At 70.8% G+C, this 14,901-nt stretch carries 9 protein-coding genes; 5 read left to right on the top strand and 4 right to left on the bottom strand.

Annotated features, from left to right (window positions below; all coding sequences use genetic code 11):
* Window positions 1–147 precede the first annotated feature (147 nt).
* The 3 genes from WMF12_RS13090 to WMF12_RS13080 are packed head-to-tail and all read left to right on the top strand — an operon-like array spanning window position 148 to window position 7,166.
* Complete coding sequence (locus tag WMF12_RS13090; RefSeq protein ID WP_437871373.1) at window positions 148–3,219, top strand: FHA domain-containing protein; 3,072 nt, start codon at window positions 148–150, stop codon at window positions 3,217–3,219.
* 4 nt (window positions 3,220–3,223) lie between these two features.
* A complete protein-coding gene (locus tag WMF12_RS13085; RefSeq protein ID WP_437871371.1) occupies window positions 3,224–6,031 on the top strand; it encodes a TonB-dependent receptor domain-containing protein in 2,808 nt (935 codons plus the stop codon).
* A gap of 1 nt (window position 6,032) precedes the next feature.
* Window positions 6,033–7,166: a hypothetical protein gene (locus tag WMF12_RS13080; RefSeq protein WP_437871370.1), complete on the top strand. Its 1,134-nt coding sequence runs from the start codon at window positions 6,033–6,035 to the stop codon at window positions 7,164–7,166.
* A 27-nt stretch (window positions 7,167–7,193) separates the two neighbouring features.
* Here the strand turns inward: WMF12_RS13080 and WMF12_RS13075 are convergent, their stop codons facing one another.
* From WMF12_RS13075 to WMF12_RS13065, 3 genes are all read right to left on the bottom strand, one after another.
* The gene (locus tag WMF12_RS13075) at window positions 7,194–8,063 is read right to left on the bottom strand and encodes a PTS sugar transporter subunit IIA (RefSeq protein WP_437871369.1); all 870 of its coding nucleotides are present in this window, start codon (window positions 8,061–8,063) and stop codon (window positions 7,194–7,196) included.
* 6 nt (window positions 8,064–8,069) lie between these two features.
* Window positions 8,070–10,265 (bottom strand): cation:proton antiporter domain-containing protein, encoded by a 2,196-nt coding sequence (locus tag WMF12_RS13070; RefSeq protein WP_437745956.1) that lies wholly within the window; start codon window positions 10,263–10,265, stop codon window positions 8,070–8,072.
* Window positions 10,266–10,521: 256 nt separating this feature from the next.
* A complete protein-coding gene (locus WMF12_RS13065) occupies window positions 10,522–12,111 on the bottom strand; it encodes an SDR family NAD(P)-dependent oxidoreductase (RefSeq protein ID WP_437745955.1) in 1,590 nt (529 codons plus the stop codon).
* 273 nt (window positions 12,112–12,384) lie between these two features.
* Here WMF12_RS13065 and WMF12_RS13060 point away from each other — a divergent pair, with 273 nt between their 5' ends.
* Together WMF12_RS13060 and WMF12_RS13055 are read left to right on the top strand one after the other, a co-directional pair.
* The gene (locus tag WMF12_RS13060) at window positions 12,385–13,896 is read left to right on the top strand and encodes a PAS domain-containing sensor histidine kinase (RefSeq protein ID WP_437871366.1); all 1,512 of its coding nucleotides are present in this window, start codon (window positions 12,385–12,387) and stop codon (window positions 13,894–13,896) included.
* Window positions 13,897–13,905: 9 nt separating this feature from the next.
* Window positions 13,906–14,259 carry a response regulator gene (locus WMF12_RS13055; protein WP_012235137.1) on the top strand — a complete coding sequence of 118 codons (354 nt, stop codon included), beginning with the start codon at window positions 13,906–13,908 and terminating at the stop codon, window positions 14,257–14,259.
* Between the two features lie 27 nt (window positions 14,260–14,286).
* Here WMF12_RS13055 and WMF12_RS13050 read toward each other — a convergent pair whose 3' ends face one another.
* Entirely contained in the window at window positions 14,287–14,835 is a 549-nt protein-coding gene (locus tag WMF12_RS13050; RefSeq protein ID WP_437871363.1) for a hypothetical protein, read from the bottom strand.
* Window positions 14,836–14,901: the final 66 nt, after the last annotated feature.

Genomic DNA, 14,901 nt, shown 5'->3' with positions numbered 1-14,901 from the left:
TCTCGCCGAACGGCGCCCATCGCCGCGCGCGTGCAGAAGCGCGCTCCTCTCCCGCGAGCGGCACCGCGCCAGCGTGGCGAGAGGCGGCGCACGGGACGCGCCTCTTCCCTTGCCCTCCCCGACGGCCTGTGGTGAAACGCGGCCCGCATGATCCCGGGGCTAGGCAAAACAAGCATCACGATCGGCAGCGCCCCCACCTGCGATGTGGTGCTCGTCGCTCCCGGCGTCCTGCCCGAGCACGCGCGCATCGTCAACCAGGGGGGTGGCAAGCTGCTCTTCTCCTGCGGGCAAGGGCCGGCGTCGGCGAACGGGCGGCCCCTCTCGCCGGGAGAGCAGGTCCCGTTCGACTTCCGCACCCAGTTCGTGGTCGCGCAGACGCCGGTCCCGCTGAACCATCCGGCCATCACGCTGATGCTGGCGTCGCCCGGGAGCCTCGCGCCCGCGCCCGGCCAGGTCGTGATCGGACGAGACCCCGGGCGCGCCTCCTTGGTGCTCCAGCACCCGAGCGTCTCGAGCCAGCACGCGACCGTCACGCTCGATCGCATGATGGTCATCGACCACAACTCGACGAGCGGCACGTACGTGGGCGCGCAGCGCATCGCCGCTGGCTCGCCGACGCCCATCGATCCGCAAGGCGCCATCGCCTTCGGGCCCGTCCCGGTCCAGATCAGCCTGCTCGTCCAGCTCGCGCAGGCCGCCCGGCAATCCGCGCTGCCGGCCGCCTCCGGCGCCCCGCCCGCGGTGAGCGTCCTGCCGCCGCAGCCTGCCGCTTCCGGCTACGCGCCGCCGCAGCAGCCCGGCGCCGGGGGTTACGCGCCGCCAGGCGTCGCCGGCGGTTACGCGCCGCCGCAGCAGCCCGCGCAACCGGCGTCCTCGGTGCCCGCCGCCGGCGCGCCCGGGAGGAAGAACAAGACGGTCCTCGGGCAGCTCGACTTTTCCGGCGGCGGCTCGAACGTCAAGAAGATCGGCCGCACGCCCGACAACGACATCGTGCTCGCCCACCCCCAGGTGTCGAGCCACCACGCGCTCCTGCACTCGATCAACGGGCAGCTCTACGTCGAGGATAGCGGCAGCGCCAACGGGACCTACGTCCGCGGCAACCGCATCGCGCCCGGCCAGAAGATCGCCGTGCAGAGCGGCGAGAAGATCTACATCGGGCCCATGCCCCTCCAGATCGAGATGGGGGGCGCGGGCGCCGTCGAGGTCGTCCAGGAGGAGTACTCCGCCGATCGGTGGGCAGGGCGCCCGCTCTACGAGATCGAGGCGTGGAGCCTCGCCCTCCAGGTCCCCGACCGGGACAACCCGAACGAGCAGAAGACCCTGCTCGACAACGTGTCGTTCAAGGCGCTGCCGGGCGACATGATCGCGCTCATGGGGCCGTCGGGCGCCGGCAAGACGACGCTCCTGCTCACGCTGAACGGCTACCTGCCGCCGACGAGCGGCGTCGTCCGCATCAACGGCGAGGACCTCTACAACATCTACGACACGCTCCGCGGCTCCATCGGCTACGTGCCGCAGGACGATCTCGTCCACCCGGAGCTCACCGTCTTCGAGGCCGTCCGCTACAGCGCGAAGTTCCGCCTCCCGCCCGACTACACCGAGGCCGAGATCGACGCCCGCGTCGAGCAGACGATCAAGGATCTCGGCCTCGAGGGCGTCAAGAACCTCCAGATCGGCAAGCCCGAGAACAAGATCCTCTCGGGCGGGCAGCGCAAGCGCGTCAACATCGCGCTCGAGCTCGTCACCGATCCGGTCATCCTCTTCCTCGACGAGCCGACCTCGGGCCTCGCCGCCGACGACACGACCGCGCTGATCAGCCTGCTGCATGACCTCACGAAGGCCACCGGCAAGACGATCATCATGACGATCCACCAGCCGGCGAAGGACGAGTTCGAGAAGTTCAGCCACGCGCTCATCCTGGGCTACGGCGGCATCCCGATGTTCTTCGGGCCGACCCGGCCCGACGCGTACCGCTTCTTCGGCAGCTGGAAGGAGCGGCACGGCCAGCAGAACGACGTCGACAACCCGCGCGACATGTTCGAGATGCTCGCGCTCCGGGAGCGGCCCATCTTCGATCAGCTCCGCGCGCGGAACCCGAACGCGTCGCGCGGCGACGCCAGGAAGCTCGCCGCCATCGAGTGGCGCAAGGAGTTCTTCAGCGACGGCAACCCGACGTACCGCCGGATGTACTCCGGCCGGCGCGAGATCGGCACCGGCCAGGGGCAGCGCGGCATCCCGGCCGGGCGCGCCACGACCAAGGGGCAGCTCGGCCTGCTCCTGTCGCGCTACTTCAAGGTGAAGAAGCGCGACATCGGCGGCACCCTGATCATGCTCCTCCAGGCCCCGATCATCGGCATCCTGCTCGCGATCGTCTTCGGCGGGCAGGAGAAGGCGATCCCGGCGTGGTGCCTCGGCGCGCTCCAGGAGCTCGGCCGCCGCGCCGGCGGCGCGGACAAGAGCACCGACGTCATCAAGGGCATGGAGGTCACCACCGACCACACCGCGGCGATCTTCTTCCTCGTCGTCGCCGCGGTCTGGTTCGGGACCTCGAACGCGGCGCGCGAGATCGTCAGCGAGCGGGCCATCTACCTCCGCGAGCGCATGGTCAACCTGGGGCTCGTCAACTACGTGCTCTCCAAGTACCTGCTGCTCGCCGGCTTCTGCCTCGTCCAGTGCACCGTCCTGCTCGCGATCGTGTTCTTCGCCCTCGGCTTCCACGGCGGCATGCAGGCGTTCGGCATGCAGCTCGCCGCGCTGACCGCCACCTCGCTCAGCGCCGTCGCGATGGGGCTCCTCCTCTCCACGGTGGTCGCCTCGTCCGAGGCGGCGATGGCGCTCACGCCGATCGCGCTCATCCCCCAGGTCGTCCTCGGGGGGCTCATGGTGCCGATGACGACCGTGCCGCACCTCCGGCCGCTCATGTACATCATCCCGGCCCGCTGGGGCTTCGAGGGCGCGATCGCGCCGGAGCGGCTCGCGACCGCGGAGGATCCAGCGTGGGTCATCGATCTGCACCGCACCGACACGAGCGCCGCGGACTTCATCGAGGGCGGCAAGTTCAAGTGCGCCATCGCGCAGATGGCGGCCGACAACTACGCGGGCGCGTGGGGCTTCACCACGTACGATCAGACCTGGATGCCCTATGCGGTGCTCGCAGGCATGACGTTCCTCATCCTCGTCACGCTCTGCGCGGTGCTGAAGCGGCGCGACCCGGTGTGACGTCGTGACCACGCAGGAGCCCGCCGCTTCCATCCGCATCGATGACCGGCGCGCGCGCGGCGATCGCAGGCCGGCCGCCGCGGCGCTCCTCTCGCTGCTCGCCGCCCTCTCCCCCTGCCTGGCGCAGGCGCAACAGCAAGGCCAGGAGGGGCAGGCGCCCGAGGGCGGGGCGGCCGTGCCCCGAGGCCCGGGCGGCGCGATCGTCACGCCTCCTGCCTCCACGGCCGCGCCGGCGGGGAAGGCGACGCCGCCGCGGGCGCTCAACTACACGCCCCCGGAGTACCCGCCGGAGGCCGAGAAACAGGGGCGCGAAGCGTCGGTGACCCTGCAGCTCGACATCGACCGCGACGGGCGCGTGAAGCACGCCGTCGTCGTCGAGAGCGCGGGGCACGGGTTCGATGAGTCGGCGCTGGCCGCGGCCCAGAAGCTCGAGTTCGAGCCCGCCCGCCGCGCGGACGGGGCCCCCGCCCCGGCCCGCATCCTGTACCGCTACTCGTTCACCCTGAAGACGGCCTCGCCGCCGCCGGCCGCCGGCGAGCCCGCGAGGCCCGCCGAGAGCCTCCGCGGCACCGTGCTCGCCAGCGGGGGCGACGTCCCGCTCGCCGGCGCCACCGTCTCGGTCGCGCGCATCGCCGGCGCGGGCGCGGGCGCAGCGACGATCGCCGCGCCGCCGGGGCTCACGACCGACGAGGGCGGCACCTTCGCCTTCGCCGCGCTGCCGCCGGGGCGCTACCAGGTCACCATCGCGGCGCCCGGCTTCGAGCCGCTCTCCGTCGAGGAGGCGCTCGCCCCCGGGGAGCAGCTCGAGGTGAAGTACCGGCTCCTGCCGCAAGGCGACGGCCTCGAGGTCACGGTCCGCGGCAAGCGGCCGCCGCGCGAGGTCACGAAGCGCACGATCGAGCAGCGCGAGATCAACCGGATCCCCGGCACGAACGGCGACGCCCTGCGCTCGCTGCAGAACCTGCCGGGCGTCGCCCGCCCGCCCAGCATCGCGGGGCTGCTCATCGTCCGCGGCTCCGGCCCGCAGGACACGCAGACCTTCGTCGACGGCACGCAGGTGCCGCTCATCTACCACTTCGGCGGCCTCTCCTCGGTCGTGCCGACCGAGATGCTGGATCGGATCGACTTCTACCCCGGCAACTTCAGCGCCAAGTACGGCCGGGTGCAGGGCGGCATCGTCGACGTCGCCCTCCGCTCCCCCAAGGAGGACGGCAGGCTCCACGGCCTGGCGCAGATGGACCTCATCGACGCGCGCGTCCTGCTCGAGGGCCCCGTGCCGTTCCTCGACAACACCCGCTTCATGGTGGCGGGACGGCGGAGCTACATCGGCGAGTCGTTCGGCCCGGTGCTCGAGGCCGCGGGCGCAGGTGTAACGCAGGCGCCGGTCTATTACGACTACCAGGTCCTCCTCGAGACCGAGCCCACGCCCTCCGCGCGGGTCCGCCTCACGTTCTTCGGCTCCGACGACGCCCTCGAGCTGCTGCTCAGCGACCCGGCGCCCAACGAGCCGGCCCTCTCCGGCAACGTCGGGCTGCACACGGCGTTTCAGCGGCTCCAGCTCCGCTACGATCACGAGCTCACCGACAAGGACCGGCTCGACGGCGTTCTCGCGATCGCGCGCGACGACGCCGATTTCGGGATCGGGCCGATCTACTTTCAGCTCGATCTCAAGACGATCTCCGGCCGCCTCGAGTACGCGCGGCGCATCTCGAAGGGCACGGTGTTCAACGCGGGGCTCGACGTCTTCGCCGGCCTCTACGCCGTGAACCTCCGCGCCCCCGGGCCGAACCGCCCCGGCGAGCCGCCGAACCAGCCGTTCTCGACGCGCACCCTCCAGGAGGTCTCGCGCGACGGCGAGTTCTTCTACCCCGCTGCGTACGCCGAGCTCGAGCTCGCCCCGACCCCTCGGGCGAAGATCGTCCCGGGCCTGCGCCTCGACTACCAGGACCTGAACCAGCAGGTCACCGTGAGCCCGCGCGTGAACGGGCGCTTCGACGTCGTCCCCGGGTTCCCGCGGACCACGGTGAAGGGCGGCCTCGGGGTGTTCCATCAGCCGCCGCAGTTCCAGGAGGTGATCCCGCCGCTCGGCAACCCCGGCCTGAAGTCGACCCGCGCGCTGCACTATGCGGCCGGCGTCGAGCAGGAGCTGACCCGGCACATCGAGGCGTCGGCGGAGGGGTTCTACAAGCAGCTCGACGAGCTCGTCGTCGGCGTGAACCGACCCGGGTCGATCCAGCTCGACTACCAGAACGTCGGCTCGGGCAGGGTCATCGGCGGCGAGTTCCTGCTCAAGTACAAGCCCGACGATCGCTTCTTCGGCTGGGCCGCGTACACGCTGTCCCGCAGCACGCGGGTGCCGGAGCCCGGCGACCCGGAGCGGCTCGTCCCGTTCGATCAGACCCACATCCTGACGGTGCTCGGCAGCTACCGCCTGGGCGACGGCTGGGAGTTCGGCGCCCGGTTCCGCCTCGTCTCCGGCAACCTGGTCACGCCCAACGTGTGCAACGTCAACGAGCAGAGCTGCGACCCGTACCGCACCAACGCGCTCTTCTACGCGCCCACCGGGACGTATACGCCCATCCCGTTCTCCGGCCCGAACAGCGAGCGGCTCCCGGCGTTCCACCAGCTCGATCTGCGCCTGGACAAGACGTGGAAGTTCAAGACCTGGCGGCTCTCGGCCTACCTCGACGTGCAGAACGTCTACAACAACGCGAACAGCGAGGCGATTCAGTACAACTACAACTACACAGCCCGACAGTACGTCACGGGGCTGCCCATCCTGCCGAGCTTCGGGATGCGAGGAGAGTTCTGAGATGCGCGGGGCGCAGGCGATGAACGGCGCGGCGAAGCGCGACGGCGCGGGCCGCGGGCGCCGGTGGCGGCGCGCGGTGCTGGGGACGCTCGCGCTCGCGGCGATCGCGTCGCCGGCGATCGCCTCGGGCTGCGTCGCGGGCTTCGATCCGCCGAGCCTCGTGGGCGGGCTCCGCGTCCTCGCGGTGGTCGCCGACAAGCCGTACGCCAACCCCGGCGACCAGGTCACCTTCCGGATCCACTACCAGGACGGGCTGGGCGGCTCCGAGGACGGGTCGCGCCCTGTCTCGGTCTACTGGTTCGGCGGGTGCGAGAACCCCGTCGGGGACGACTACTACGGCTGCTACGCGCAGCTCGAAGGCATCGCCTCCGAGATCGAGGCGTGGGTGGAGCGAGGCGACCCGACGGTCCCGCTGCCCGACCTCAACGGCGTGCGCCCCGGCTTCGGGGACACGTACACGATCACGATCAGCGACGACATCCTCGCCGGCCGCAGGCCGCCCGCCACCGGGGGTCCGGCCTTCGGGAGCGCGTTCGTCTTCTTCGTCGCCTGCACCGGGGAGCTCGGTCTCGTGGAGGACCAGGGCACCGGCCGCGCCGGGACGTTCCCCGCCGCCTGCTTCAGCGGCGGGCGCCGGCTCGGCCCGGACAGCTTCGTGCCCGGCTACACGCAGATCTACGCCTTCGAGGGGGGTCGCGAGAACGCGAACCCGGAGGTGCAGGGGCTCACGCTCGACGGCGAGCCCCTGCCAGAGGACTTCGCCGACATCCCCACCGTCCAGCGCTGCCGCGTGAGCGCGGAGGCGCGGCGCGAGGCCGGCTGCAGCGCGGAGGACCCGTTCGTCGAGTGCACGGCCTACGAGCTCGAGGCGATCGTCGATCCCGAGGTAGCGGAGGACGATCCCAGCGCGCAGCAGCAGGCGCTGAAGGAGATCGTCTGGGTCGATTACTTCGCCGATCTGGGCGATCTCGACGGGGGCATCAAGCTCGTGAGCGACGCGAACGAGGGGTACATCGGCGATCACGCCGTGAAGTGGATCCCACCTGCCGAGCCGGGCGTCGCCACGATCACCGCGGTCCTGCGCGACGCGCGCGGCGGCTCGTCCGTGGTGCAGCGCCTCGTCCGCGTCGAGTGACGGGGGCCCCGCGGCCCCCCGCGGCGATCAGCCGCAGCCCGCTTCGATCTGCGAGAGCTGGTCGATGAGCTGCGCGGGGTCGTGGGCTGCGCACAGCGCGTCGGCGGCGCCGAGGCTGGCGAGCCTGGCCGCCTGGGCGAGCAGCTCGAGGTGCGCGCGGCCCCCCTCGCCGCAGACGAGGACGACGAACAGCCGGAGCGGGGCGCCGCCCGGCGTCGGCACCGCGAGCGGCTCGGCCAGGGTCGCGAGCACGGCCGCCTGGCACGCGCCGGGGACGATCGCGTGCGGGACCGCGACGCCGTTGCCGAGCGCCGTGGGCGACTCGATCTCGCGCCGCAGGATCTCCTGGGCGAGCGCGCTCGCCGAAATCGGGCCGCCGGGGGGCGCGAGCCGGGACGCCGCGACGTCGATGACGTCCTCGATGTCCGCGCACGAGAGGTGGAGCACGACCCGCTCTGGCGTGAGCAGGCCGCTGAGCCGCCGCGCGGGCGCCCCCCCGAAGGCCGCGTTCGCCGGGAACTCGGCGTCGATGAACGCCTTGACGCGCGCGAGCTGGGGGGCGCTGAGGTTGCGCCGCGCGAGCTCCGCGCAGAGCGCCTTCGCCGACGGAACGCGCTCGAGGTAGCGCGAGACGAGCGGCTCGACCTGATGGCCTAGCTCGAGGAGCACCGCCGGCGGGAGCTCGAGCGCGCCCGCGATCGCCGTGAGCCGGTCGGGCGTGGGGATGGCGTCGTGCCCATGCTCGACGCGGCTCAGGTAGGCGCTGGAGACGCCGATGCGGTGCGCGAGCGCGCGCAGGCTCAGGCCCGCCTCGACGCGGAGGAGCCGCAGCGCGGCCCCGAACGCGGCGACCGCGCGGGCGCGCGCGGCGCCGTCAGCGTCGGACATCGCTGGCATGGGGCCTCAGGAGCGATCGGGCTCGACCGCGAGGGCGGTCGGGAGGACTTTCGGGACGGGCGCCGCGGCTGGGGCGGACACGGCGGCGGGCTCGTAGTGCCGCACGACGAGCAGCGAGGTCGGGCACCCCTGGATGATGTGCTCGGCGCGGATGCCGAACCGGCGCTGCGCGAGGCCCCACTCGGGACCGACGCCGACGAGGACGAGATCGTAGCCGCGCTTCGCCTCCTCGAGGGCCGCGTCCGCGGGGGAGTCGTGCTCCACCACCTTGAGAAGCACCTTGGACTTCTGCAGCGCGCCGCCCTCCTCGCCCTCGAACACCTCGTCGACCGTCTGCTGCGCGCCGAGCGTGTCGTCGGACCTGCGCTTCGGCTTGACCACGTGGAGGATGGTGACGTCGGCGCCGACCTGCTGCGCGAGCCGGCGGGCGAGCGAGAGCGCCGCCTTGTCGTGCAACGTGCCGTGGAACGGCACGAGCAGCTTGCGGACCGCGGCGAGCCCGCGATCGATGAGCACACCGACGTCGGTGTGGGCGCCGCGCATGACCTCGTAGACGGTGCCGCCGAGCACGGTCTGGCTGAGGATGGGCTTGTGCCAGCCGACCAGCACGAGGTCGGCCTGCTTCACGTCGGCGACGTTGCAGATGTCGTGGCTCGGCTTGGGCGAGACGAAGGAGAGCTGCCGGACCTCGGCGCCCAGCTCCTTGGCCCGCGACAGGAGCGGCGCGAGCGCGGCCGTCCCCTGCCGCTCGAGCCCTTGCTCGAGGTAGAACGAGCCACGATCGGTCGGCGGGATGAGGCGCAGGGCGTAGAGGCGCCTCGCCTCGGGGCCCGTGCCGGCGAGGGCGCTCGCGAGCGTCACCATGCCGGGGCCGGAGCGCTCGTAGGAGACGCACATGAGCACGGTGAACACCTCTGCTGCCGTGGGCAGAGGCGTCCGCTCCGGCACGTCGGCGAGCTCCTTGGCGAGCTCCTCCGGCGGGTAGATCCAGCGCAGGAGCGGCGAGGTCATGAAGGTCGTGACCAGCGCCATGAGCACCATCATCGTGAACAGCTTGGGCGAGATGATGCCCAGATCGAAGCCGAGGTTCAGGACGATGAGCTCCATCAGGCCGCGGGTGTTCATGAGGATGCCGACCGCGCTGGCCTCCCGCCAGCTCTGGCCGGTGAAGCGGGCGGCCACGGCGCTGCCGCCGAACTTGCCGACGCAGGCGATCAGGATGATGAGGCCGCACATCATCCAGCCGTCGGCCGAGTTGAGCAGCCCGATGTGCGTGCGCAGGCCGCTGTAGGCGAAGAACAGCGGGAGCAGGAAGACCACCGCGAAGTCCTCGAGCTTCTCGGCGAGGCTCTGCGCGAAGCCGGTGCCCTTCGGCATGATCGCGCCGAGCATGAAGGCCCCGAACAGCGGGTGGATGCCGATCATCTCGGTCATCCAGCTCGACACGATGAGCAGGAGGAGCGTGACGGCGACGAGGTCCTGCGAGAGCCCTTCCTTGCTGGAGCCGCGCTCGCCGAGCCGGACGAGGAAGGGGCGGACAAGGAACAGCATGCCGGCGATGTACGCGACGGCGAAGACGGTGGTCCAGACGGCGCCCACGAGCCCCGTGGCGCGCGCGATCGAGACGACGAACGCGAGGATGCACCAGGCGGTCACGTCGTCGACGGCGGCGCACGTGATGGTGAGAGCGCCGACCTTCGTGCGCAGCAGGCGCCGCTCGGTGAGGATGCGCGCGAGCACCGGGAACGCCGTGATGCTCATGGCCACGCCCATGAACAGCGTGAACGACGAGAACGGGACGGAGCTGTCGGAGAGCCGGGGGTACAGGTAGAGCGCGAGGAGCCCGCCCAGCGCGAACGGCACGACGATGCTCGTGTGGCTGATGATGACCGAGGCGTGGCCCCGCCCGCGCAAGAGCTTCGGATCGAGCTCCAGCCCGATGAGGAACATGAAGACGATGAGGCCGACCTCGCTCACCAGCTTCAGGAGCGGCAGCGAATCGTTTGCGAACAGGACCGCCGACGCATCGGGGAAGAGCCAGCCGAACAGCGACGGGCCGAGCAGGATGCCCGCCGTGACCTCGGCGATGACCATCGGCTGCTCCATCCGGCGGGCCACCAGGCCCACGAGCCTCGCGCAGGCAATGATCAAGAACGCCTGGATGAGGAAGCGGGTCAGCGGGTTGTGAATCAGGATCTCCATGCGGAGCGCTCCCTCCTGGTGGTAAGTGTTAAGTTATCGCTTATCAGCGGGCTGTCTTGACTGTCAAGAAAGGGATGCGCAGCGTCAAGCGACCTGAACAGGACGTCGGAGGCGCGCAGACGGCGCGTCAGGCAGGCCGAGCGAGCGAGCAGGTGCACAGCGCGAGCGGGCGAGCGGACCCAGCCGGACCAGCTCGTCGCCGGTGCCTCGCGCGGCGGTTGTTGAGGGTAGGAGCGCGCCCTGGCGCGGGCGGCGCCTACCAGTCGGTCGGCATGTAGTCTTTGAAGAACTGGCCGTACGCGTGCTGGCCGCTGAGCAGCCCGGCGAAGATGGGGTCGCAGATGCGGGCGGCGCCGTCGACGATATCGAGCGGCGGATGAAAGCCGTGCTCTTCGAGCTTGCGCGCGGCGAGCGCCGCGGGGTCCTCGTCGGTGACCCACCCGGTATCGACGCTGTTCATGAAGATGCCGTCCTTCACATAATCGGGCGCGGACGTGCGCGTCATCATGTTGAGCGCGGCTTTCGCCATGTTGGTATGAGGGTGCCTGTCCGTCTTGTAGCGGCGGTAGAACTGCCCCTCCATCGCCGAGACGTTGACGATGTGCCTGTCGAACGTGGGCCGTCGCATCATGAGCGGCTTCAGCCGGGAGTTCAGGACGAAGGGGGCGACCGCGTTGACGAGCTGCACCTCGAGCATCTCGACGGTCGGGACCTCGGCGAGGGTGAGCCGCCAGCTGTTCAGCGTCCGGAGATCGACCTGCTGGAGATCGGCGTCGTAGCGCCCCTGAGGGAAGAGCAGCTCGTCGAGGCGCTCATCGCCCGGAGCCGGGATCTGGGAGAGCAAGGCGGGCTCGCGCAGGCCCGCGGTGGGGTCGGCGCCGGCGACGAGGGGGAGCGTGCCGCACGCGCGGAGCGCGTCGTACTCGCGGAGCGGGGGCTGAGCGCCCTGCGGGAGGGAGCGGACGGGCGCGGTCTCGCCCTCGATGAGGTGGCCGTAGAAGCCCGGCGGTCGCCGCACGGTCTGACAGGCGTTGTTGATGATGAAATCGAGCCGGTCGAGCGTGTGGAGGAGGTGGCGCGTGAAGAGCTCGACGCTCGGCGTGTGTCGGAGATCGAGGCCGTAGATCGCGACCCGTGATCCCCAGGCGTCGAAGTCGCGCTCCGCCGAGAAGCGGCGAGCGGCGTCGTGCGGGAAGCGGGTCGTGACGATGACCCGCGCGCCGGCGCGGAGGAGCATGATCGCCGCCTGATAACCGATCTTGACGCGCGCGCCCGTGACGAGCGCGATGCGGCCGTCGAGCGGCGCGGTCTGGCTGCGTTTGCGGTAGTTGAAGTCGCCGCACGCGGCGCACATCGCGTCGTAGAAGAAGTGGACTTTGCGGAACTCGACCTTGCAGACGTAACACTTGCGCGGCCGCGCGAGCTCCGGCGCGCCCGGCTCGGCCGGCGGCCCGGGCTCCTCGGTGGCCTCGGGCGGCGACGCGGGCTCCTCGGCGGGGTCGGCCCACGACAGCGGGGGCGCTGCCTGGGCGAGCGCGTCCGGCGTACGGAACACCGGCTCTCGACGGGCGACGCGGATGCCGACCGCATCGAGCAGGGCGGCGTCGGCGGACTTCTGCGCGTGCCGGTCGCGCTTGCGGAACGCCCTGGCGAGCTCTCGCTGCTCGGCGCGCTCGGGGCGCGAGACGCGGCCAGCGGCCAGGAGAAGCCGGCGGCGGTCCTCGGAGCTGATGGCGGCGAGCTGCGCGCGATCGAGGGCCACGGCCTCCAGCACCTTGAGGCAAGCGTCGAGATCGGCGGCAGTGAACGGCCGGCCTGCGCCGGCGGCTTCGCGGTCGGGACTCATCGAAGCGTGCGTGCATAGCACGCGGGAGGCCGCGCGCGAACCGCAGCGGCGCGTCGGGTCCTGCCGGCACGCTTCTAACCGCTCTGCACCGCGGCGCGCCGCTCCGCTCTGCACCGCGCCGCGCCCAGAGCCCCGTGGACGAGTCGCGCGAGCCGCGTCCTGTTCGCCAGCCAAGGATTGTACACTACGTCCTCACATCACCCTGAGCCCTCGGAAACTCCAGCAGAGGATCTTATGCTCGAGTCGCCACACAGTCTGTTCGCGACGGAATTCATGCCCCATGGCCATTGCTACTTCTGGCAGCCGGGCATGGTCTGGCTGCAGGTCATCACCAACCTGGCGATCGGCTTCGCCTATCTCTCGATCTCCCTGACCCTCGCCCATCTGGTCCGGCGCATCCGGGACATCCCCTTCCAGCGGGTGTACCTCGCGTTCGGCACCTTCATCGTTGCCTGTGGGTTCACGCACTTCATGGATGTGTGGGTCATCTGGCAGCCGTTGTACTGGCTGGATGGGGCCCTCCGGGCCATCACGGCGATCGCCTCCGTCGGCACCGCGATCCTGCTCTTTCCGCTGCTGCCCAAGGTGGTCGCGATGGCGGGCGCGGCGCGTATCACACGCGAGGACGAGCTCCGCAGGGAGGAGCTGAACCGCCAGCTCTCGGCGCTCTACGAGAACACGCGGGAGGCGCTCGCGGAGGCCATTCCCCAGCTCGTATGGACCGCGACGCCGGACGGGGAGTTCGACTACTTCAACCGGCGCTTCGCGGAGTATGTCGGCGAGCGCCTGCCCAGCGGCGCGGCCTGGACGGCCGCCATCCACCCCGAGGACGCGGATCGGGTCGTGGCGCGCTGGAAGGAGAGCTTCGCCAGCGGAGACGCCTACGAGATCGAGTACCGAATGCGGCGCAGCGACGGGGTCTACCGCTGGTTCCTCGTGCGCGGGTTGCCCCTGCACGACACGGCCAGGCGGATCGTGAAGTGGTTCGGCACCTGCACCGACATCCAGGAGCAGAAGATCGCGGCCGAGGAGCGCGAGGTGATGCTCCAGCAGGCGCGAGAGGCCGTGAGGGCGCGAGAGATCTTCCTCGCCGTCGCGGCCCATGAGCTCAAGACACCGATCACGCCGCTGCGCGCCGAGGTGGAGAGCGTGCTGCGCGCTGCGCGCGCCGCGCGCGCAGACCGCCTCACGCCCGAGCGCCTGGTCATCAAGCTATCGGTCGTGGAGCGGCAGATCGACCGCCTGGAACGGCTCGTCTCCGACCTGCTCGACGTCTCGCGCATCGCCGCTGGACGGATCGAGCTTCAGATACAGGAGGTCGACCTCGCGGAGGTCGTGTGCGAGGTGGTCGAGCAGCACAAATACGACCTCGCCAGGAACTCGATGTCGCTCCAGCTCGCCGCCGACGCCACGGGCGGCTGGGATCGCAGGCGCCTCGACCAAGTGGTGAACAACCTCCTCACCAATGCGCTCAAGTACGGCCGTGGACGTCCGATCACGATCACCGTGTGGTCAAGCGATGTCCGCGCGTGGCTCACGATCACGGACCAGGGCATCGGCATCGCGCCCGAGCACCAGGCCATCATCTTCAACCAGTTCGAGCGCGCGGTCTCGGAGCGGCATTACGGCGGGCTCGGCCTCGGGCTGTGGATCGTGCGGCAGGTCGTCGGGGCCATGGGTGGGACGGTGTCCGTCGCGAGTGAACCTGACGTCGGCTCGACCTTTACTGTGGAGTTGCCTCGACAACGTGGGAACCTCGATGACACCGAGACCAAATCTCCTTAAGCTGACACGATGAAGCACATCCTGTTGGTGGAGGACAACGAGGATATTCAGATCTCGCTTCGCGATGCGCTCGAGGAAGACGGCGCTTACAGCGTCATGACGGCTGGAAACGGAGCGGAGGCGCTCGCGCTGCTCGAGCGCGGCGAGCGGCCGAATATGATGCTCGTCGACCTGTTGATGCCCGTCATGGACGGTGTGGAGTTGATCGACCGGATGCGGCGCGACGCGCGGTTCGCGGGCATCCCGGTCGTTGTCCTGTCGGCCGCGTCGATCACGTCCCCGCCGCCCGGAACACCCTTGCTCAGGAAGCCGATCCGCTACGAGGCCCTCCTTGGAGCGGTCCAGAAGGCGTGCGGGTGTTGAGAGCGGTGCGCTCGCGCACAGAGGACTCTACTGGCCGGCGGGCGCGTAGGGGCAGGGAGCGCCGCCTTCTCCGGTCTCGGCGAGGGCGCCCGTCGAAGGATCGATGGTGAGCGTGGTCGGGAACGGGTGAGCGCCCGGCCCCTGCGACCCTTCGGAGACCGAGAGCAGGAGCGTCCTGTCGGCGCGCTTGAACGCCCCCTTGCGATGGACGATGCCCGACCAGACGCACACCGCGCTCGGCGGGCAGGGAGAGACGCGATCCTCGGCGACGAAGCTGCCGTCTTTCGCGAGGGAGAGCCGGCGCTCGTACTTGCGCGGACCGCACGCGGCGGAGCTCCACGTGCCGAACAGCGCTTCCTCGCCGGGCGCGGTCCGCGCTGTCGTGGCCGGCGCCTGGGTCGTCGCGGTGACCGTGGCCGAAGCCTGCGGCGCGGGCGCGCCCGGCGCCGCGGTGGACAGCGGCTCCGGCGGCTCCACGGGTGATGACGGCTCGGGCGCCGGCTCGCGCGGACCGTTGACGGTGCACGCAGCGAGCGGCGCCAGCAGCGCGGCGAGGGGGAGGATGAACGTTCGCATCACACCCGCTCATCCCATGGCGGCTCAACGCGCGCAACGCGTGCACCGCCAGAGTCCGCGGCGATG

This window comes from Sorangium sp. So ce363, from assembly GCF_051520435.1.
Classification (GTDB): Bacteria; Myxococcota_A; Polyangia; order Polyangiales; family Polyangiaceae; genus Sorangium; species Sorangium cellulosum_B.
Note: the sequence above shows the minus strand (reverse complement) of the source record. Positions and strands in the feature narration are given on the sequence as shown.